The following is a 20,028-nucleotide window of genomic DNA, read 5'->3' on the forward strand; positions in this document are numbered from 1 at the left end:
TGCGAATACACTGACTCAATACGCATCGAAATTTTGCATGTGTTAGGTGGCATTTATCTGGCTTGTCCGTTGAAGACAGGCCTGAAAGGATAGCAACTAACCAGGCAAGGGACTCCAGAGGAAAAGATTTGCCTTCCCTGTTATTTTATCTTGCTAGGATTCATAGGTAGCTTCGTCACTTGTAAGGAAGAGGTAGTCCATGCCTAAATGGCATAAAGATGTCGTATCGGTAGTGCTCATAAATTATAAAGGTGTGGATGACACTATTGAAGCGATTAGTAACCTCCAAAATATTGATTGGCCCGAAGAACTTCTCGAAATTATCGTTGTCGAAAATGCCTCAGGAGATGGAAGCGAAGAGAGGCTTCGTTCTGAGGTCTCTGGCATTAAACTGGTCGTTACAGAAGAAAATCTGGGTTTTGCGGGTGGATGTAACTTGGGTGTTAAGCAGAGCACCGGAGAGTTTGTTGCCTTTCTTAATAATGATGCGAGACCTGACTCCGGTTGGATACGTGAGGCTATCGCGGTGTTTAAGCGTTCTTCAAAGATCGGAGCTGTGGCTAGTAAAGTCTTGGACTGGGAGGGCGAAAAAGTAGATTTTATTAGTGCAGGCCTCACCTGGTATGGCATGGGCTATAAACCTCTCACAGGTGATCCTGCCCCCAGAGTGCCGGATAAGACTGCTAACGTGCTCTTTGGGACGGGCGCCGCTATGTTTGTGCGTCGAGAAGTATACGATGAGCTGGGTGGATTCGACGAGCGTTACTTCATGTTCTTTGAGGATGTCGATCTCGGCTGGCGTCTTAACCTGGCCGGGTATCGCTTTGTTTATGAACCGTCATCTCTTGCCTATCATAAACATCACGCCTCGATGAACAAACATGGCTCTTTTAAAGAGACCTATCTTCTTGAAAGAAATGCTCTGTTTACTCTCTATAAAAATATTGGTGAGGAAGTACTGCATGAGCAGCTTGGAGCTGCTTTCGCCCTGGCGGCACGCAGAGCCGTCGCTCGCGGCGAGCTAGATTCGACATCGTTCGACCTGCGAAAGGGTGGCAATGATGACGCCGTCGAAGAGGTCTCAAGGACAACACTCGCAACCCTGTACGGCATTGATCAATTTGTCGAGGAGCTTCCCAGCATTCAAAAGTCCCGACAAGAAATACAGGCCAATAGGGTTGTTGATGACAGGGTGATCTGGAAGCTTTTTGGTGAGACCGATGTGCAAGCATTCCCTGGAAAACACTTCTCGAAGGGTTACAACAACATTGTTAGCGCTTTTGATGTTTTAGATGGTCCCACTACGCAAAATGTTTTGGTTATCGCCGGGGATCCCATCGGCGCAAAGATGGCCGGTCCCGCGATTAGGGCTTGGAATATAGCGGAAGCTCTTTCTGTGTCTAATGAGGTCACCCTGGTTTCTCTTGCGGGTGTCAGAGATGTTGAAGCGGATTTTAAAGTCGTTCATGTTGAACCTGGTGATGAAAGGTCAATGAAGGCTTTAGAAAAAGAAGCAGATGTTATCGTTTTTCAAGGGCTGGCAATGGCGCTTTTCAAGTGTATCCGCGAGACGGATAAAATCTTGGTCTGCGATATCTATGATCCAATGCACCTGGAGCATTTAGAACAGGGCAGAGAGCACGGCAACGCAGAGTGGACGCGCCAGGTTGCATCTGCTACTGATGTGTTAAATGAGCAGCTCGAACGAGGGGATTTCTTCCTCTGTGCTTCAGAACGTCAGCGACATTTTTATCTGGGACAGATGGCCGCACTGGGGCGAATAAATCCCGATAACTACAAAGATGATCCTGACCTTAAGCGCCTCATTAGTGTTGTTCCCTTTGGCCTTGACCGTGAGCCCCCGGTTCACCGCCGAGACGTACTTAAAGGAGTTCTACCGGGTATCGCTAAGGACGATAAGCTATTGCTGTGGAGCGGAGGGCTTTACAATTGGTTTGATCCGGAAACCCTGATTCGTGCGGTTGCTGATTTGAGTTCGCGCAAAGAAAATGTACGTCTTTTCTTCCAGGGGACAAAGCACCCACATCCCGGAGTACCTGAGATGTCAATTGTTGAGGAATCAAGGTCTCTCGCTACCCAACTGGGAGTCCTTGATAAGAACATCTTCTTCAATAGTTCATGGGTCGAGTATGCTGAGCGACAGAACTACCTGATGGAGGCAGACGCCGGAGTAAGCACCCATTTTGCCCATGTTGAAACCACTTTCTCTTTTCGCACTCGAATTCTTGATTATTTGTGGGCGGAACTCCCTATGGTTGTTACTGAGGGAGATCATTTTGCCGAGTTAGTCAGTTCTTATGAGCTTGGTGTTGTCGTGCGATCTGAATCGGTTTCCGAACTCTCTGAAGCCCTTGAAAAGGTTCTTTTTGATGATGAGTTCATAGCCAAGGCTCGTTCAAACGTCCGTAAGGTTCGCGAGAAGTATTTCTGGGGAAACGTTCTGGAGCCCCTCGTCGCATTTGTAGACGATGCAAAACCTGCTGAAGATCGCATCTCGAACGGTCACGCGGTAATGAGTGCTACAAAGGGCGGGAATCGTCACACTCGTAGACGCAAACGAGGCCTATGGCGAGATTTAGAACTTGTTGTCTTTTACCTTAAGAATGGTGGGCCTCGGGTTCTAGCGTCCAAGGTCAAAGCAAGGTTGAGTAATCGGACAGCTATCAAGGTTAAAACGAAGACGATCAAAAAGTAGCTAGACCCGTCTTCGGGGTGTCGCCACCGCCTGGGAATGTAGAGCTTGAGGATACTCACGTGCTGTGGCCGTTAAACGTCTCGTTGGCATACTAGGTGACCGGGAACGGCACAGTCCAGTCTTCTGTTTTAGCTGCTGAGGTCTTGGTGAAAAGCCTCGAGATGTTGCTTGCTCACGTTGTGAATCGTGAAGTTTTCTTCGATTAGCTTCTGGGAGGCACGAGAAAGTGCGAGGTGTGCTTCGTCCGATAATCGCAGAACCTCTATAACGGTGTCGGCTAGTTTCTTCGGGTCTGCTTTAACCTGTGATCCGTTTACAAACGGTGTGATGAAGAGGTGTTTACGGTCTTCGAGAATAACCTCAACAAAATTATGGGTATGGACACACGCAACAACGGGAACACCTGCAGCAAGAGCCTCCAAACTGGCGGTGCCAAACCCCTGGCCTTCCAGCTCGTGAATTTCCATCTTTGAGGCTGCCAGGTAATCGGGAATTTCGCTTTTGGGTTGAGCTCCCAGCGTGAGGACAGCGTGCGTTACGCCAAGTGCCTCTGCCTTGTGGAGAAATTTCTTATCATGGAGGCCGCCAACAATAACCACCTTGAGGTCAGGGTAGTGCTGCAGGATTTGGGGAAGAGCCTCCATCAGCGCAACTCTGCTACGCTGCGGGATCACATGGCCGATAGAAAGTATGATTGGAACATCGGGGGATAGCCCCATGCGTTCAAACCCCTTTTGTGCGTTTCCTCCGCGTAAAGCGTTGGGGTCAATGCCAACGGGAATATAGCTTTTAGCTCTGTGGGCTCCAGAATAACGTTTATCGATGTACTTGTCCATGAGTTCATCCATGACAACAAGCCTTGGTTTATGTAACCTCATCAGGGGTTTGACAAGAATAGCGTCTGCAACCTTAAAGATTGTGTTGTTAATGGCTTTGGGGCTGTAGAGGCGCGTGTGAATACTCAGTACGGTGGGAACACTGTGCTTTCGTGCCCACCATCCAGAGATCCAGGTGAGATCAAAAAATTGTCCGTGCTGATGAATAATGTCTGGCTTGAAACTGTCAAGAACCGAGAAAACTCGCTTTTTCACCCGAGGCGAAATAGTAAAAGCGATATCAAAGTTTGCTGAGAGTGGGTTCTTCGGGAGACGCCAAGAAGGAATTCGTATGATCGTGAGGCCGTCACGTTCTTCTTTGGCCGGAGTGTTTTTGTAGCCCGCGGTGAGAACTAGGACTTCATTGCCCTCTCGCGCATACTCGATGGCGAGACTCTCAGATAGGTGGGAACTGCCACCGGGGCGTGGCGGGAAGAAGTTGTTTACAACAACAATTCGCATACATGTACTTTCTGGCTTTTGTAAATTCCACTGAGATAGGGGCTATTGTAACGGGAAGTTCCTGGCTTGCTACACGCCGTGACGGCAGCCACACTACAGGAGCGGGGAGTAATGGGGGAATAGAACGCGCGTGGAGTCGTAAATTACAGTCTACCGACGATATTCTTAGCGATCTCCAGGGAGCTTGTAGCGGCGGGAGAGGGGGCGTTAAGGACGTGTAATTGATTTGCCATGCGCTGGATAATAAAGTCGTCTGCGAGGGAACCGTCACGCAGCAGCGCCTGTGCTCGGATACCGGAGGCGGAAGGAAGAAGATCTGCCGACGTGATGTCCGGAACAAGACGAGCAAGACTCCTGGCGAAGACCCGACGCGAAAGAGAACGGATGATTTCTCCTGCTCCATTAGTAATGTTTTTGGAGGCAAGACGGAGAAAGCCCGGGTACGTCATTGACTCAAAGGAGTCTTTGACGCTGATATCTTTCCACGTGTACCCTTCGCGGGCAAGTGCAAGCACTGCGTTTGGTCCCGCGTGAACAGAGCCATTGATCATTTTTGTCAGGTGGACGCCAAGAAAGGGTAGCTCCGGGTCTGGAACCGGATAGATGAGACCTCGAACGAGGTGACGACGTTCCGGGGTTAACTCGTAGTATTCGCCTCGAAAGGGCACGATGCGTGCCTCCGGTGTGAGTCCTGCCATCCGAGCAATGCGATCACTCTGGAGGCCCGCGCAGTTAATGAGGAAATCTGCTGTGACTTCACCCTGTGAATGGACAACGTGTGTTTTGTCGTTTTGTTGGCGGATTCCCGTAACCTCGGCGTTTGTCATGAGATCTGCGCCCTGTTTTTGTGCCAGCTGTGCCAGGGCGTTGGAAACATCGGTGTAGTTAATAATTCCGGTTGATTCAACACGGAGCGCCTGAACCGCCGATACTTCAGGCTCGTATTCGCGGGCCTCGGAGGCGGAGATCATGCGTGAGTGGGTACCGTTGGCCGCGGCCCTTTGCGCAAGTACCTCAAGGCGAGGAATCTCCTCCTCCGTAACCGCTACGATGAGTTTTCCGCACACATCGTGTTGTATTCCGTTTTCTTCGGCAAACCTGACCATGGAACTATTTCCCACCGTGCACATCACTGCTTTGAGGGAACCTGGGGCATAGTAGGGTCCAGCGTGGATCACTCCGGAATTATGCCCTGTTTGGTGTGTAGCCCACGTAGGCTCTTTTTCGAGAAGCGTAACGCTGTAGCCGCTGCGAGAGGCTAATTCGGCAACAGCTAAGCCGATAATTCCACCGCCGATGATAATTATGCTGGGAGAAGAATCCATGTTCGAGTGAGATACCTTAGTTTTTCATAGAAAATATGTCTGCAGAATGGGAGCAGTTGGGCCTTGCTTGGTGGTGCTGAGGGTAGGATGATAAACATAAAATATGGACTAAACACCCAGACCAAAGATAGCACGAGGTAATTTTGAACAGCACAATCGCACTCGGACAACCAACCGTAGGTGACGAAGAGCTTCAGGCAATTGCAAAAGTTTTTGAATCGGGATGGCTCTCAGGTGCGGGACCCACCTGTCAAGAGTTCGAGAGTAGATTTGCGCAGATAACTGGTGTATCGAATGTTCTTGCAACAAGTAATTGCGGTGCTTCTCTGTTCTTGGGATTGAAAGTGTTGGGTGTGAAACCCGGCGACGAGGTTATCGTTGGTGACTACACCTTTCCGGCTACCGGCCATTCCGTTGTCTGGACCGGCGCCACCCCGGTCTTCGTGGACATTCGTCCCGATATCTGGAGCATTGATCCCGCTCAGGTTGAGGCTGCTATCACTCCGCGTACCGTGGGCATCCTTGCGGTTGATGTGTTTGGGCAGCCAGCGGACTACGATGAACTTCGTAAAATAGCTGATAAGCACGGCCTCTGGCTCATGGAAGACGGCGCTTGCAGCGCCGGCGCAACCTACAAGGGGCGGCCTGCCGGAAGCCTCGCCGACATTGCCACCTTTAGCTTTCACGGGCGTAAGGGCATTACCGCTGGTGAGGGCGGAGCCTTAACCACTGATAACGCTGAGTTGACTGAGCACGCTCGTAAACTTCACACTTACGGAATCGCACCTACCGTTACTCGTGAGGGAAGCACAGACCTGCCCCAGCCCAGCTTTGACGAGGCTGGATATAACTACCGTCTCTCCGACGTAGCCGCCGCCATGATGCTCGCTCAGCTTGATCGTCTTCCCACGCTGCTGAATAACCGTCGTGCGGTGGCTGCTTACTATCACGAGCGGCTTAAATCGATTGATCGTGTGAGTGCTCCCGTCGCCCTCGACGATAGGGAACACCCGTGGCAGTCCTACGTGGTGACCCTCGACCCCGATGTCGACCGCGGGCAACTAGCTACCTACCTTAAAACGCACGGTATTCAGTGCAATTTTGGAACCTATGCGTCACACCTCCAGCCGGTTTACACTTTTGATCGGAGCCTTCCTGTTTCGGCCGACCTATTTAAGCGTCACCTGGCCATTCCCATGCACGCCAACCTCACAGAGATAGAGACTGAGCGTGTTATGGACGTACTGGCAGTTGCTTTGAAATAGTGCCAGTGCTGCGATTTATAACCACAATTTGTACATCAAAAGATAAAAAGAGGACTACAGAATAATTATGGCCAAGAAAAAAGTACTGGTTATTGGCGGTGCAGGCTTTATCGGGTTGCACGTTGTCGAGCAACTTCTTGACAAGGGATATGATATCCGCATCTTCGATAATATGGTTCGTGGAGATCGTGATCGCGCAAATCAATTAGTCGCTGACCGCGGCATTGAGGTTGTTGATCAGGATATCCGTTACGGTGCGGCAATCTATGATGCAATGAAAGGCTGCGATAAGGTGGTTCACCTCGCTGCCGACTCCATCAACAAGAGCCAGGCAGACCCCTACTCATCCTTTGCCATCAACGTTGACGGATCGCACAACGTTTTTGCCGCAGCTGCTGATCTCGGGGTTGAGCGAATCGTCTATGCTTCGAGCGCATCGGTTTACGGTGACCCCAAGAAGCTGCCCATGCACGAAGATGATGAGCTCGACCCCATTACTCCCTACTGCATCGGAAAGCGTACGGGCGAGGACATGCTCAAGTACTATCAGCGCCGCAGCGGGCTTTCCTGGATTGCATTACGCTTCTTCAACGTGTACGGTGAGGGGCAAAAGACCACCGCTTACTACACCTCGGTTATTAACCATTTTGTTAACCGTCTTAAAAATGGTGAGGCGCCCATTATCGATGGTGAGGGCAAGCAATCCATGGACTTTATCCATGTGAAGGACATCGCTCGTGCCGTGGTGCTCGCACTCGAGTCAGAAAAAGCGAACGTTGCCATTAACGTAGGTACAGGTATAGACACCACGGTGGCCGAGCTTGCCCGCATTCTTATCGATGCTGTTGGCGTTGACGTTGAGCCTCAGTTCAACCCGCGCGATGTGATCGTGTCACGTCGCGCCGCTGATACCACACGTGCTAAAGAAATTATCGGTTTTGAACCCACTATTGCCGTGGGGGAAGGTATGACTGCACTGATTCAGAACTCCTAGGCTTGACCGGCTGGTTTTTTCAACGTTCAAAGGCGGCTGGTACCGTGTATCTGCCGCCTTGGGTGTTTGCGACAAGTGGAGCATCTCAACAATCTATTGAAGGAATGAAGAATGAGCTTTCCAGCTAACCCCTACAATGAGCTTGCTTGGATTATCGGAGAACCGGTCATTGGTGAGGGAACGTGGATCGGCGCCTTTACTCTCATTGACGCCTCGGGGGGGCTTACCATTGGGAAAGGATGCGATATCGCTTCTGGCGTGCATATTTATACGCACAGTAGCGCAAAACGCTGTGTCTCAGGGCGCAAGTACAATGCTGTGGACCGAGCTTCGGTGACGGTTGGTGACAGGGTCTTTATCGGGGCAAACGCGGTTATCTCGATGGGCGTCACAATAGGTGATGAGGCAATTATTGCGGCCGGTGCCGTTGTTACCCGCGATGTAGCTGCGCGGACCGTTGTGTCGGGGGTGCCAGCTCGAAAAACCGGAATTGTTGATCTCTCAGATCCGATTGTCCCACAGATCGTTACTGTTCCTCTTACCTAGCCGAGCCCTATCTTTTTGCGGGTATTTTGAGCATTCGCTGCGGTGGTTGTTGGTTCAGCATACTCATTAGTTGTGGCGGGCAGACGTTTTTTAAGAATTACCACCGTAAGAACTGCAATACCCGCTGCTGCTAGGTCGGCAAGTGTAAACATGACACGTGAGACCAGGGTGATCGCTGTGGCTTGACTAGCAGTGATAATGAGAGCCATGCTCCCAACCAGGACAACCTCGCGTATTCCCACACCGGACGGGAGTATAAAAGCAAAAAGACTTATCGTGAATCCTAGGCTGATAGCCCCGGTGAGAAGGATAAAAGACATGAAAGTCGGGGAATCTAACGAATTCACGAGGATCCAGAGGTGACCACCGTAGGCTAAGTAACTAAATAGCGCCCAGCCCAGGGCTGAAGAGACCGTCTTAAACGACACGATATGGTCGAGTGGTGGTCGACGGAAAATTTTGAGAACTAGGCTAGCTAACCAGGTCATCACCCTGGGATGCAGGCAGGTGAGCCCCACGGGAAGAAGAGCAAATAGCCATAGTAGTTCGCGCTGATATTGGATAACAGCTGGTAAAGCTAACGCGCCCAGTAGGAGTGAGGCGACAACACCTATACCCGCAGCATAGAGGCTCGTGATGAGTATCCTGGGCCGTGAAATTCCGTATTGACGTCCGAGTTCCATCTGCATCAGGTATGACCAAACCGAGCCGGGGACGTATTTCCCGAGCTGACCGACGAGCATAATCTGTGCACCGCGCGGTACGGATACGGGGGCTCCCAAACCGTTAAGTACGCTTACCCAACTCATGGTTCCAGCGAATAGGCCGCTCAGGAGAAAAAAGAAAGATACCAGGAGGGATGGCCAGGAAATAAGCTTGAGCGCCTTGGAAACCTCAGACCACTGGCTCACGAGGTAGTAGAGAGCAAACCCAATAACAGCCGCGAGGAGGAGATAGCGAAGCACTAAAAATATTTTGGGTGCAGCGGCCTTAAATTTGCTGATCATAAAGTATTTTCACTTAGTGCTGTTCGGGCGTTGTCGTGTAACCTGTTCAACAACTTGGTGGGCAGGGAGAAGGGTTTTGCGTTCCCGTGAGGCTTCTTCGCTGTCATTGAGCACCCGCAGGAATTGATTGAACTGTGCGGTGAGGGGTTCTTCACTGCTAACAAGTTCGGGAATCTCTATAATAGTTTGTTGCCTATAGCCGAGTCCCTTATCAACATCGGTACCCGATACATGGCGATAAACGGTAATTCCGCGACGAAGAAGATCTACCTCGATTAAACGCTCCTGCTCATATATGGAGAGTTCGCGTGTTTTTTTCTGCCCTATGCGGCTTGCAGAAATACGTGCAAGGCCACCATGCTCAAACCCCAAGAGAGTTTCTGCGACATCTTCCGCATTCTGTAGCGAATCTGGATGATAGAAGCCAAGACGTGAGTCAATCAGGCTGGGCTCATCCTGCATGATCTGAATAGAGAGGTCCACATCGTGCACTAGCAAATCCCAGGCAACACCTGTTCTGATGCGAGGAGTGTATGGTGAGTGCCGAGTCGCAACAATGTGTAGGGGTTCGTGAAGGAGCGCTTGGGCTGTCATGACGGCAGGGTTATAGCGCTCAAGTAGTCCGCACATGAGGGGGAGATCACGGGTATCAGCAAGGGTGATAATTTCTTGCGTGTTAGCCAGACTATCGGCGATGGGCTTCTCGATGAGCAGGGCAGTATCTTGCTCGAGAACCTGTTTGGCGAGTTCGTAGTGAGCCTCTGTCGCGGCAGCGATGACCACAGCGTCGATGTTCTTGAGGCCTGGGAGTTCGGGAAGCCAGGTGGTGTTGTAGCTTTCCGCGACATGGTGCCCGACTGATTCGCGTGGGTCAATAATGTAGGTTAGCTCAGCACTGTTTGACTGGCTGATAACACGGGCGTGAAGACGCCCCATATTTCCGGCTCCGATGAGTGCGATGCGTGGGTTCGCGGTCACGAGGTAGCCCCCAGCACAGTGCGAACGGTAGTGACGATCTCGGCAATGTTCTCATCGGTAAGGTGCGCGTGAACGGGAAGCGATACCGCTTGGAGGGCGACGCTGGTGGCAACGGGGACAGCGGAAGCGCGTACAAGAGGGTGTGAGCGGTAAGAATCGTAGTCAAAGACCACTTTGGGATAGTAGACTCCACATCCGACCCCGTATTCTCTGAGCGCTACGACAAACTCGTCGCGTGTGATCGTTGTTTCGTCAGTGATTAGGACTGTGAATTGGTGCCAGACGTGTTCACGATCGGGTAGCTGGGCGGGAAGTTTAATCCCGGGTACACCGCGCAGGCCAGAGATGAGTTTTGCTGCGTTCTCCTGGCGAGTTTTGATCGTCTGACTATAACGGTCAAGTTGTGGCAGGGCAAGCGCTGCTTGAAGGTCGGTGAGGCGATAGTTGTTACCAACCGATTCGTATTCATATCGTGCCCGCATGCCCTGGTTACGGAGTACACGGAGGCTGTCTGCGATCTTGTCATCGTTTGTGGTAATCATGCCCCCCTCTCCGGTGGTGATATTTTTAGTCGCGTAAAACGAGAACGTACCAATGCCAAAACTCCCGGCTGCTTTACCATGATAGCGGGCCGCGTGTGACTGAGCGGTGTCTTCGAGTAGCACTAAGTTGTGCTTGTTTGCTATCTCTACCAAAGGATTCATGTCGGCTGTTTGTCCGTAGAGATGGACGGGAGCAATAACCCTGGTGCGTTCAGTTATGAGGGCCTCTACCTTGGTGGGGTCTATGTTGAAGTCGTTGTCGCGAATATCAGCAAAAACCGCGGTTGCTCCAGCCTCGATGATGGCGTTGAGCGTAGCCACAAAGGTGAAGGGTGAGGTAATAACCTCGTCACCGGGCTGAAGGTTTAGTACCTGAAGAGCTGCGATTAAGGCGGTGGTGCCGTTATTAACGGCGATCGCATGTTTTGTGCCGCACAGCTCTGCAAAGCGCTGTTCAAACTCAGCTACGACCGGACCCTGGGCGATGAGGCCGGAACGAATAACCTCCAGAACACGCTGCTCCTCTTCGATGCCGAACTGTACTGTAGTTATAGGAATCATGAAATCCTCTGATAAATCATTTTTACAGAGCACGCTCTAGAAAACGTGGCTCTTATAAACTTTACTGCGTGCCGGTGTTTTCTCAGAATCCAGGTTTCTCATAACCTATTTAAGGAAATAGCAATGAATTCAATCCACCCGACTGCCATAATACAGGGCGATATTACTATCGGAACAGGTAATGTTATCGGACCTTTTGCTGTTGTGACGGGACCTTTGGTGCTTGGAAACGACAACTGGATTGGGGCTGGCACGTTTATTGGTTCACCCCCTGAGGTGCGATCATGGCAACACCCGACAGAAACGCAGGATGCATCCAGCGGTAACGGGATTATTATCGGTAGTGGCAATGTGATACGGGAGGGAGTCCAAATCCATCAGGGATGGCGCGGAACTACCCGGGTGGGTAATGACTGTTTTATCATGAACCAATCTTATATCGCGCATGATTGCAATGTGGGCGACTCGGTTACGATGGCCTCGTCGGTTCTTCTTGCCGGTCACGTGGTTCTTGGCGAGGCATCGAATCTTGGACTCGGGGTGAAAGTGCATCAGCATCGCTATATAGGGCAGACGGCGATGGTAGGAATGGGCGCAGTTGTCACTAATGATGTTCTTCCCTGTGTAATCGCTTATGGAGTGCCCGCTAAGATGCGGGATGTGAATTCCGTTGGTATGGAACGGCGAGGCTACAGTGGAGTTGAGATCGCGCACGTGCGTCACGCAATTGCGGAGGCGGCTGATCAGGAGGAGATCATTCGTGCGTTCTCCACTCACATGTTGAAGCCGGGCTTGCTCTCCAGCGCGATCTCGCATTGGGAAGAGCGCAATGGCTCCTAAGCTGGCACGAACGTGCGAATCCTTCTGGTTCTTTATGACAAAGTGTACGCGCAACAATAGTAGTTGGCTGTGCGTGAGCGAAGACGGCTTTGGGACAGCTGCTTCGGTAAAGTTACTGATGAACTGCTAGGAGAACTGCACGGTATATGTCTTACAACCTTACGCCCGCTGAAGTGGAAACTAAATACACTGTTTCGGTCGCGCTTGCGACTTACAATGGTGCACGCTTTCTCTCACAGCAGGTTTTAAGCATTCTGGCGCAGAGCCACCCGGTTGATGAGATTGTTGTCTCCGACGATAATTCCACAGACGCAACCGTTTCTATCGTTGAGCTTCTTGTGGCGGAACACAACGCGGTCAATGCGCGGCCCCCCATTAGCCTGGTGGTTTTGCATAATAAACCCGGACTCGGGGTGACTCACAACTTCGAGCGCGCTGTGAGTGGGTGCTCGGGAGATATTCTTTTTTTGAGTGATCAGGATGATGTATGGCACCCAGACAAAGTGAAAAAAATGCTGGCTGTCTTTGGCTCCCACCCCAGCGCTCAACTGGTTTTCACTAACGCGCGCACGGTTGATGGCGTGGGTACTCCACTTGGCTATTCCCTTTTTGAGGCAATTGAATTGCAGCAGTCTGAACTGTACGGGGTTCGTGAGGGGAAGAGTTTTGAGGTACTGCTTCGACGTAACATCGTGACGGGTGCGACCGTGGCGTTTCGCCGAAAACTTCTTGACGATGCGCTGCCTTTTCCCCGGGGGTGGGTGCACGATGAGTGGCTGGCAATTATTGCGTCTGTGACTTCCTCGATCGAGGTGATGACCGAGGAGCTTATAGATTATCGTCAGCACGGAGCAAACGAGATTGGTGCGCTCAAGCAAGGGGTGGGGGAAAAGCTGAAAAAGCTTTTTTATCCGCGGCGTGAGCGTAATCAAAGTCTCTATGATCGAGCAATGGCTCTTCCTCCGCGGTTGCAGGCGATGAAGGGTATTCCCCCCAGCTTTTGCGCTGCAGCAGAGGATAAATTGACGCACGAGGATTTTCGGCGCGGATTACCCGGTGGCCGTCTTTTTCGGATAGGACCGGTTTTTCGTGAGCTTCAATCTGGACGCTACGATCGTTATGGCTACGGGCGTAAAGATGCGGTGAGAGATATTCTGCAACCTGATCGCTAGGGACGTGATCTTCAATCTGTGCTTGTTGGGGAGGGACTGCATCCGCGCCTCAGCCGGCCGAGGGGCAGGTGCTGCCGGTGCCTATTACAAGGGGGTATCTACTCGCTCTTCGCGCATAGCGTTGGCGTGCTCGTCGCGGTGGAGCCTGCTGCTGTTCACGTGCGCGCGTGCAAGGCTCTCTGCGCCCGCAACGTCGTTTTGGGCAACCGCGTCAAAGAGAGCTTGGTGTTCCTCGCTCACACTCAGAAGATCATCGTGTTGACCGTATAGCCACCGCATACGGCTACGAATTGACTCGGCGATTTTACTGAGTAGTTCGTTTCCCGCGATTTCGGTGGCAGCCTCGTGAAAATCGGCGGCTGCCCGACGTGACATGACGGTGTTAGAGGCCCTTGCTCCCGCTTTTTCTGTCTCGAGGATGGATCTTAACCGTTCCCGGCCATTGTCGTCACAGCGCTGTGCGGCCAGCCGAAACACCAACACTTCTAGGGCGGAACGTACCTCGTCAAGGTCAGCCACATCTTGGGGTGTGAACTCTCGCACCACCGCCCAGGTGCGAGGCCGGAGGGTTACCAGCCCCTCTGTCTCGAGGATCTTGAGCGCGTCACGGACGGGTACCCGGCTGACACCAAACTCGTCGGCAAGATCACGCTCGACAAGCTTGCTCCCGGGAAGGCGTAGGCCGTCGAGGATGTCGTTGCGTAACCACTCTGCCACGCGGGAGGACTCGGGTGTGTGTTCTTCTGTGACTGTCACTGCCTCATTCTCTCACACGGTCATTATGAGATTTTGTGGGGGTGTCTATGGGGGTGGGGGAAGAAGATTATGGGGTAGGGGAGCGAGGAGGCGTTTCAGAATAGTGATCACTACGAGTCCGAAACGCTTCCTCGCTTCGCGTTCATTGCAAAACTAAGACTTTTTGTTGTCTACAAAAACGATACCCTCCTTGAGGGTGCCCACAATTTCGGTTCCGATTTTGCGAGCCAGGAGATCATCGAGACGGTCAAGGGGGCCGATGAGGGTGCGTCCTCCGGCACGAGCTACTCGGATTGCTGCGTCCACCTTGGGTTTCATTGAACCTTCGGCAAAGGAGAGCTGCGAGATCGCGTCTGCCGATGCGGTGAGGATATCGCGCTGCTCGGGGGTTCCCCAGTTCTCGCTGACGTAGTCACCGTCGGTGAGCATGATGAGGGTGTCTGCCCCAACCTCCGCGGCGAGCGCGGCGCTGGCCAGATCCTTATCAACAACCGCCTGCATACCGATGTGGCGCCCGTTTGCCCCGGCACGTACCGGAACGCCGCCGCCGCCAACGCACACAACCAAGCTGCCGCCCTCGAGTAGCCGACGGATGAGCGGTGCCTGAACTATTGACTGGGGGTCCGGTGAGGGTACAACGCGGCGAAAGGCGTTGCCGTCCTTTGCGATGGTCCAGCGGTAGGCGGCAGCTGCTTCTGCAGCATCGTCTGCCGTGTACTGGGGGCCGATTAGCTTGGTGGGGTGATCAAACGCGGGGTCGTCCTCATCTACCAGGGTGGTGGTAATGACACCCGCAACTTCGCGTTCTCCTAGGAGGGCGTTGGAGAGTTCCTGCTGTACAACGTAGCCAATCATGCCCTGTGTCTCTGCCCCGAGAATATCGAGGGGATAGGCCGCGACATCCTGGTAGGCCAGATTTTGTAGTGCGAGAAGACCCACCTGGGGGCCGTTGCCGTGTGTGATCACCATCTCGCTCTGGCTGGCCAGGCTTGCCAGAGCCTCACAGGCTGAGCGCACGTTGGCGCGAAGGTGCTCGGCAGTCATGGGTTCTCCCCGTCGGGCAAGGGCGTTGCCCCCTAGTGCCACTACAACTCGCATGGATATCCTCCTTGTGGATTGTTGGAAGGCGCGTGGTCTCAAAGTATTGAGCCTGCGTTTGTGGTGCAGGTTCCTCCACGCGCTCCAAAATGGTAAATCACGTTAGTCAAAATGGTATACCATGTTTAGTGAGGGATGGTATACCGCCTGAGTGGCGGGGATTCTCCGAGAGAAAAAGGAAGTGGCTGCTGTGGGAGCATGCACCCTGATTGACGCGGTTTCAATTGATGCCGTAACAGCGATCAGGCTTTCCCATTTTGTGCAGAACCTCCCTCGGGAAAAGCGACTCGGAGCGGTGCACTCGGTTTACGAGCGTGTTGTAAATCTACTCGACCCGCAGGGCAACCTTCTTGCTCTCGCCTCTGCGGTACTTGATGATGCACCTCGAACTATCCGTATAGCCACCGCGGACTGGAATAAATTTTCGCCCGATGTGGGGGAACCCGTTGTCTTTGAGGCTGATGCTCTGGGCGTTGGGATCGAACGTTCGACCAGAATTGTGATGATACAGAAGGCTCAGCGGTGGGAACCCCGGACCGTAAGCCTCGGGAAGACCTCTCCTGAAACGCTCGACGCCATTGTGACGGTTATCGACTTAGTTCTTAAGGTTCCCGCGGAACGTTCCCGTTTTGAAGAGGCCAGTGCTGCTCTCCTCTCCCAGGGAATAAAAAAACTTGAGGCGGCAATTATGGGGGGAGCAGGGGAGGATCAGACCACCTCTGCGGTACGGCAGCTCTTGGGCCTGGGTGCAGGGCTCACCCCGGCGGGGGACGACGTTCTGACGGGACTTGTGCTCGTAGCTGCCCAACCTGGCACCGACCTGGCGTTTGCAAAACCGGTTATTGCGCGGGCGCTACGGGATGCGGCGGATCGAACCACAGCGCTCAGCGCTGCCACCCTGGAGGAGGCCGTGCTCGGGCGTTCGCGTCAACGTCTGCACGACCTGCTTAATCTATTCGCTCTGGCTGATAGATCACTGTCTGGCGACCCGGGTGCGGAGCCTGACTCTGAGGCGTATCGTGCCCGCCTTGAGGCGGCGCTGATTCGCGTACGGGACATCGGACACAGCTCCGGATTCGACCTGCTCGCCGGTATCCGTCTCGGGCTACGCCTCGAGGTGCAACTGCGTCAGCGTAGCAGTACTAGCGTGTCAGCCGCACACGATTTTAGGGGTCATAAAACCCCGGATGAATCGCAATCCGGTTCATAAATTCGAGGGAAAAGAAAGGAAATTGATGAATCAGATACGACCGATCGATGAGAAATATCTTGCAGCAGCGGCAGCCGGTGATTCCGCGGGAGTGCGCAGCGCGCTCGACGCAGGGGCAAATAAAAATGTGATCAATCGGGAGGAGTCAAGCGCCATACTGCTTGCCGCCCGTGGTGGCCATCACGATACCGTTCGGGTCCTGATTGATGCCGGTGTTGATATTAACGCCCAGGACCAAACCAGCTCAAACCCCTTTCTTTACGGGTGCATCAACAACGACTTTGAACTCGTAAAGATAATGGTCGAGGCCGGAGCTGACCTGAAGCGACTCACTCGCTTTGGCGGCAATGGTCTCACCCCCGCTGCCGAAAAGGGACACATTGACATTGTGCGTTACCTCTTGGAAAACACGGATATCAACGTCAATCTCACCAACACCCTGGGGTGGACCGCGCTGATCGAGGCGATCATCCTCGGCGATGGCGGGCCGGTGCGTCAGCAGACCATTGAGCTACTCCTCCAGCACGGAGCCAAACCAGAGATGACCGACGAGTGGGGCGTTTCCCCCCTTGAACTTGCCCGCAAGCGAGGATTCGACGAGATCGTGACCATCATCGAAAATCACCTATAAACCTCAGTTTTTAGCTGTTTCCCGAAAGGATACCAATGACCAGGCACATTGACATCAGAAAAAACACCTACCTCGACTCAGTCTCGCTCATGTCCATGAGCACAAAGGCTAATGCGATTGAGGGGGTAACCCAGGCCTTCCTCGCGATGGCAACACCAATGAACAAGGAGGTGCTCACCAACCTCGACATTGTTGACCCGGCGATCGAGGCGGCTAAACCCAGCGACCTCATGATTATTGTTGACGTGGCCGACGACGCCTTGGAAAACGCGATTGACGAGGTAGAGGATATCCTCGCGCGTAAAAACAGTGGCGGCTCGGACACAACAGAGATTCGCTACCGCACCCTCGACTCCGCTCTTGAGGAGGTGCCCGAGGCAAACTTGGTGCTCATCTCGGTAAACGGAGCCTTTGCCGCCCGAGAGGCGCGCAAGGCGCTTCACGCGGATAAACATGTGATGATCTTCTCGGACAACGTCTCGCTCGAAGACGAAATCGAGCTCAAGCAGCTCGCACACGATAAGGGCCTGCTCATGATGGGACCCGACTGTGGCACCGCGATCATCAACGGCACCGGAATCGCCTTTGCCAACGCAGTACGTCGCGGGTCAATCGGTGTTGTGGGGGCTTCGGGAACCGGCAGCCAGGAGGTCTCGGTGCGGGTGCACGACTTCGGCGGCGGAATCTCCCAGCTCATCGGGACCGGTGGCCGGGATCTCTCGGCCGAGGTTGGCGGGATTATGATGATTGACGGTATCAAGGCGCTTGACGCCGATCCCGATACCTCGGTTATCGTGATCGTTTCCAAGCCCCCGGCCGAGGAAGTAGCGGATCGTGTGCTTGCGGTTGCGGGTGCGGCCTCGAAGCCGGTTATCGTGGCTTTTCTTGGATCGAGTCGCACCGAGTCGGGATACGACAACGTCAAGCTTGTCTCGGGTACAAAGCCCGCGGCGCTCGCCGCGGTTCTTGCAACGGGAGTTGAGGAGTCCACCCTTGACCTGCATCCGCTGAACCTGCCGCTTATCGAGGAGGTTCGTGCCAAGCTTGCTCCCGGGCAAAAATATGTGCGTGGTCTCTTCTGCGGTGGAACGCTGTGTGACGAGTCGATGTTTGCCGCACTAGACAAGTTTGATGATGTCTATTCAAACATTCAGAAAGATCCCTCCCGTGTTTTGAGCTCCACCGACCCGTCGAAGGCTCACACCTTCCTCGACATGGGTGATGATGACTTCACTAATGGACGTCCCCACCCGATGATCGATCCCTCGTTGCGTATGCAGCGTCTGGTGCAGGAAGCAGATGATCCCGAAGTTGGCGTTATCGCCATGGACTTTATCGTTGGATTTGGTTCACACGAAGATCCTGTGGGCGTAACCCTCCCGGCCATTCGCGAGGCAAAGGCAAAGGCCGAGGCCCGCGGACAGCACCTAGAAATCCTCGGGTATGTGCTCGGCACCGATCTCGACACTCCCGCCGTGGGGGCGCAGATTGCGGCGCTTGAGTCCGCCGGTGTAACAATCGCGTCCTCCTCCACAAACCTTGGCCTCCTGGCCCGTGAATTTGTTATGAAAGGTGACAACTAATGAGCATCAACGACCTATTTGCCGCGAGCCTGAAGCCGGTAAACCTCGGACTTGATATGTTTGCTGACGACCTGGCCGAGCAAAACGCGGCCCCCGTCCGCATGGATTGGACCCCGCCCGGCGGGGGCGATCCCGAGGTAATCGCGGCCCTGAGCAAGCTTGAGGTCCCCCGCATTTCCGAAAAGATTGATGCCGCTAACCGGGTGGCGCTCGATCGGGTTCTTTCCGCGCAGCCCTTCCTCGAGGGCTTTGGGCAGGCAATCGACACCGTACCCGGTATGACCAAAAAGACGATCCTGCACGCGGGCCCGCCAATCTCCTGGGAGCGAATGAGCGGACCGATGAAGGGTGCTGTGACGGGTGCGCTTGTCTTTGAGGGTCTGGCTTCAAATCTCGATGAGGCTGCAGAGCTCGCGGGTAGCGGAGAGATTACCTTCTCTCCCTGTCATGAGCACCAATCGGTGGGTTCGATGGCCGGTGTCACCAGCGCCAGCATGTGGGTGCACAAGGTAACCAACCGCACCCATGGAAACACCGCCTACACCAATCTCTCCGAGCAGCTCTCGAAGATCCTGCGATTCGGAGCAAACGATCAATCCGTGATTGATCGCCTGAACTGGATGCGCGATGTGCTCGGACCGGTGCTCTCCTCCGCCATGGAACTCAACTCAGACGGATTTGATCTGCGCCTGATGCTCTCGCAGGCACTTCACATGGGAGACGAGGCGCACAACCGCAACGTTGCCGGTACAACGGTGCTGATTCAGGCCCTCGCCCCCTACATTCTGGAAACCGACTTCTCGACAAAAGAGAAGCGTGAGGTCTTCGATTTTGTAGCCTCCTCGGATTACTTCTCTGGACCCACCTGGATGGTTACGGCAAAGGCCGCCATGGATGCGGCAATCGGGGTGAAGGACTCCACCGTAGTGACGGCCATGTGCCGCAACGGAGTCGACTTTGGGATTCGAGTGTCGGGCACCGGAGACCAGTGGTTTACGGGACCTGCGCAGCAGGTTATCGGACCCATGTTTGCCGGTTATACGGAGGAGGACTCTGGGCTCGACATGGGCGATTCGGCCATCACGGAAACCTACGGTATTGGCGGATTTGCCATGGCTGCGGCGCCCGCAATCGTTGCCCTGGTGGGCGGCACCGTGCAGGAGGCCATGGGCTACTCCCGCATGATGAACGCCATCACTACGGGTAACAACCCTAACGTGACGATACCCGCGCTGGACTTTATGGGGGTACCCAGCGGGATCGATGTGCGCAAGGTTATGGAGACAGGCATATTGCCGATAATTAACACCGCCATTGCGCACAAAGAGCCCGGTATCGGAATGATTGGGGCGGGCATTGTTCACCCACCTGTGGAGGCCTTCCAATCGGCTCTCCTCACTCTTGCCGAGGTTATTGGAGATAACTAAGGTAACCCGGGAACGAGCGGGGCTTCGGCCCCGCTCCGCC

Annotated in this window: 17 protein-coding genes; 10 read left to right on the plus strand and 7 right to left on the minus strand. The window is 53.6% G+C overall.

Annotated elements, in window-relative coordinates; genetic code table 11:
- Positions 1 to 199: 199 nt before the first annotated feature.
- Entirely contained in the window at positions 200 to 2,716 is a 2,517-nt protein-coding gene (locus FrondiHNR_RS03950) for a glycosyltransferase (RefSeq protein WP_279353953.1), read from the plus strand.
- A 128-nt stretch (positions 2,717 to 2,844) separates the two neighbouring features.
- On the opposite strand, the gene FrondiHNR_RS03955 is transcribed toward FrondiHNR_RS03950, so the two are convergent.
- Positions 2,845 to 4,053 carry a glycosyltransferase family 4 protein gene (locus FrondiHNR_RS03955; RefSeq protein WP_279353954.1) on the minus strand — a complete coding sequence of 403 codons (1,209 nt, stop codon included), beginning with the start codon at positions 4,051 to 4,053 and terminating at the stop codon, positions 2,845 to 2,847.
- Between the two features lie 143 nt (positions 4,054 to 4,196).
- On the minus strand, positions 4,197 to 5,378 hold the full coding sequence (gene lhgO, locus FrondiHNR_RS03960; RefSeq protein ID WP_279353955.1) for an L-2-hydroxyglutarate oxidase: 1,182 nt from the start codon (positions 5,376 to 5,378) through the stop codon (positions 4,197 to 4,199).
- 143 nt (positions 5,379 to 5,521) lie between these two features.
- Between lhgO and FrondiHNR_RS03965 the strand changes: the two genes are divergently transcribed.
- The 3 genes from FrondiHNR_RS03965 to FrondiHNR_RS03975 all read left to right on the plus strand — a co-directional run bounded on the left by FrondiHNR_RS03965 (position 5,522) and on the right by FrondiHNR_RS03975 (position 8,183).
- Positions 5,522 to 6,643 (plus strand): DegT/DnrJ/EryC1/StrS family aminotransferase, encoded by a 1,122-nt coding sequence (locus FrondiHNR_RS03965; RefSeq protein ID WP_279353956.1) that lies wholly within the window; start codon positions 5,522 to 5,524, stop codon positions 6,641 to 6,643.
- 67 nt (positions 6,644 to 6,710) lie between these two features.
- The gene (locus tag FrondiHNR_RS03970) at positions 6,711 to 7,637 is read left to right on the plus strand and encodes an NAD-dependent epimerase/dehydratase family protein (RefSeq protein WP_279353957.1); all 927 of its coding nucleotides are present in this window, start codon (positions 6,711 to 6,713) and stop codon (positions 7,635 to 7,637) included.
- Between the two features lie 111 nt (positions 7,638 to 7,748).
- Positions 7,749 to 8,183 carry an acyltransferase gene (locus FrondiHNR_RS03975; RefSeq protein WP_279353958.1) on the plus strand — a complete coding sequence of 145 codons (435 nt, stop codon included), beginning with the start codon at positions 7,749 to 7,751 and terminating at the stop codon, positions 8,181 to 8,183.
- Here FrondiHNR_RS03975 and FrondiHNR_RS03980 read toward each other — a convergent pair.
- From FrondiHNR_RS03980 to FrondiHNR_RS03990, 3 genes are read right to left on the minus strand one after another with little or no spacing between them, the layout of a single operon-like run.
- Positions 8,180 to 9,190 carry a lysylphosphatidylglycerol synthase domain-containing protein gene (locus FrondiHNR_RS03980; RefSeq protein ID WP_279353959.1) on the minus strand — a complete coding sequence of 337 codons (1,011 nt, stop codon included), beginning with the start codon at positions 9,188 to 9,190 and terminating at the stop codon, positions 8,180 to 8,182. The genes FrondiHNR_RS03975 and FrondiHNR_RS03980 overlap by 4 nt on opposite strands.
- Before the next feature lie 9 nt (positions 9,191 to 9,199).
- Entirely contained in the window at positions 9,200 to 10,168 is a 969-nt protein-coding gene (locus FrondiHNR_RS03985; RefSeq protein ID WP_279353960.1) for a Gfo/Idh/MocA family oxidoreductase, read from the minus strand.
- Positions 10,165 to 11,271: a DegT/DnrJ/EryC1/StrS family aminotransferase gene (locus FrondiHNR_RS03990; RefSeq protein WP_279353961.1), complete on the minus strand. Its 1,107-nt coding sequence runs from the start codon at positions 11,269 to 11,271 to the stop codon at positions 10,165 to 10,167. Before FrondiHNR_RS03990 ends, FrondiHNR_RS03985 begins: the two co-directional genes overlap by 4 nt.
- A 123-nt stretch (positions 11,272 to 11,394) precedes the next feature.
- Here FrondiHNR_RS03990 and FrondiHNR_RS03995 point away from each other — a divergent pair, with 123 nt between their 5' ends.
- Both FrondiHNR_RS03995 and FrondiHNR_RS04000 read left to right on the plus strand, forming a co-directional pair.
- Positions 11,395 to 12,111, plus strand: a complete 717-nt coding sequence (locus FrondiHNR_RS03995) for an acyl-ACP--UDP-N- acetylglucosamine O-acyltransferase (protein ID WP_279353962.1) — start codon at positions 11,395 to 11,397, stop codon at positions 12,109 to 12,111.
- Between the two features lie 146 nt (positions 12,112 to 12,257).
- Positions 12,258 to 13,283, plus strand: a complete 1,026-nt coding sequence (locus FrondiHNR_RS04000) for a glycosyltransferase family 2 protein (RefSeq protein ID WP_279353963.1) — start codon at positions 12,258 to 12,260, stop codon at positions 13,281 to 13,283.
- Between the two features lie 84 nt (positions 13,284 to 13,367).
- On the opposite strand, the gene FrondiHNR_RS04005 is transcribed toward FrondiHNR_RS04000, so the two are convergent.
- Entirely contained in the window at positions 13,368 to 14,039 is a 672-nt protein-coding gene (locus FrondiHNR_RS04005) for a GntR family transcriptional regulator (RefSeq protein WP_279353964.1), read from the minus strand.
- Positions 14,040 to 14,192: 153 nt separating this feature from the next.
- Entirely contained in the window at positions 14,193 to 15,137 is a 945-nt protein-coding gene (locus FrondiHNR_RS04010; protein WP_279353965.1) for a carbamate kinase, read from the minus strand.
- A gap of 181 nt (positions 15,138 to 15,318) precedes the next feature.
- Here FrondiHNR_RS04010 and FrondiHNR_RS04015 point away from each other — a divergent pair, with 181 nt between their 5' ends.
- Genes FrondiHNR_RS04015 through FrondiHNR_RS04030 form a run of 4 tightly spaced genes read left to right on the plus strand, consistent with a single transcriptional unit; the run spans position 15,319 to position 19,988 of the window.
- Positions 15,319 to 16,347, plus strand: a complete 1,029-nt coding sequence (locus FrondiHNR_RS04015) for a DUF2877 domain-containing protein (RefSeq protein WP_279353966.1) — start codon at positions 15,319 to 15,321, stop codon at positions 16,345 to 16,347.
- Positions 16,348 to 16,372: 25 nt separating this feature from the next.
- Positions 16,373 to 16,978: an ankyrin repeat domain-containing protein gene (locus FrondiHNR_RS04020; protein WP_279353967.1), complete on the plus strand. Its 606-nt coding sequence runs from the start codon at positions 16,373 to 16,375 to the stop codon at positions 16,976 to 16,978.
- Positions 16,979 to 17,013: 35 nt separating this feature from the next.
- Positions 17,014 to 18,561, plus strand: coding sequence for an acyl-CoA synthetase FdrA (fdrA, locus tag FrondiHNR_RS04025; protein ID WP_279353968.1), 1,548 nt, complete (start codon positions 17,014 to 17,016; stop codon positions 18,559 to 18,561).
- A complete protein-coding gene (locus FrondiHNR_RS04030) occupies positions 18,561 to 19,988 on the plus strand; it encodes a DUF1116 domain-containing protein (RefSeq protein WP_279353969.1) in 1,428 nt (475 codons plus the stop codon). The genes fdrA and FrondiHNR_RS04030 overlap by 1 nt, the downstream gene beginning before the upstream one ends.
- The last annotated feature ends 40 nt before the right edge of the window (positions 19,989 to 20,028 follow it).

Source organism: Lysinibacter sp. HNR (assembly GCF_029760935.1).
In the GTDB taxonomy this organism is placed as follows: Bacteria; Actinomycetota; Actinomycetes; order Actinomycetales; family Microbacteriaceae; genus HNR.

Bases quoted from the DNA above. Each gene is read 5' to 3' on its own strand.
- FrondiHNR_RS03975 (WP_279353958.1), top strand. From the start codon at position 7,749: ATGAGCTTTCCAGCTAACCCCTACAATGAGCTTGCTTGGATTATCGGA.
- FrondiHNR_RS03995 (WP_279353962.1), top strand. From the start codon at position 11,395: ATGAATTCAATCCACCCGACTGCCATAATACAGGGCGATATTACTATC.
- FrondiHNR_RS04030 (WP_279353969.1), top strand. From the start codon at position 18,561: ATGAGCATCAACGACCTATTTGCCGCGAGCCTGAAGCCGGTAAACCTC.
- FrondiHNR_RS04010 (WP_279353965.1), bottom strand. From the start codon at position 15,137: ATGCGAGTTGTAGTGGCACTAGGGGGCAACGCCCTTGCCCGACGGGGA.
- FrondiHNR_RS03970 (WP_279353957.1), top strand. From the start codon at position 6,711: ATGGCCAAGAAAAAAGTACTGGTTATTGGCGGTGCAGGCTTTATCGGG.
- fdrA (WP_279353968.1), top strand. From the start codon at position 17,014: ATGACCAGGCACATTGACATCAGAAAAAACACCTACCTCGACTCAGTC.
- FrondiHNR_RS03955 (WP_279353954.1), bottom strand. From the start codon at position 4,053: ATGCGAATTGTTGTTGTAAACAACTTCTTCCCGCCACGCCCCGGTGGC.
- lhgO (WP_279353955.1), bottom strand. From the start codon at position 5,378: ATGGATTCTTCTCCCAGCATAATTATCATCGGCGGTGGAATTATCGGC.
- FrondiHNR_RS03990 (WP_279353961.1), bottom strand. From the start codon at position 11,271: ATGATTCCTATAACTACAGTACAGTTCGGCATCGAAGAGGAGCAGCGT.
- FrondiHNR_RS03980 (WP_279353959.1), bottom strand. From the start codon at position 9,190: ATGATCAGCAAATTTAAGGCCGCTGCACCCAAAATATTTTTAGTGCTT.
- FrondiHNR_RS03950 (WP_279353953.1), top strand. From the start codon at position 200: ATGCCTAAATGGCATAAAGATGTCGTATCGGTAGTGCTCATAAATTAT.
- FrondiHNR_RS04000 (WP_279353963.1), top strand. From the start codon at position 12,258: ATGTCTTACAACCTTACGCCCGCTGAAGTGGAAACTAAATACACTGTT.
- FrondiHNR_RS04020 (WP_279353967.1), top strand. From the start codon at position 16,373: ATGAATCAGATACGACCGATCGATGAGAAATATCTTGCAGCAGCGGCA.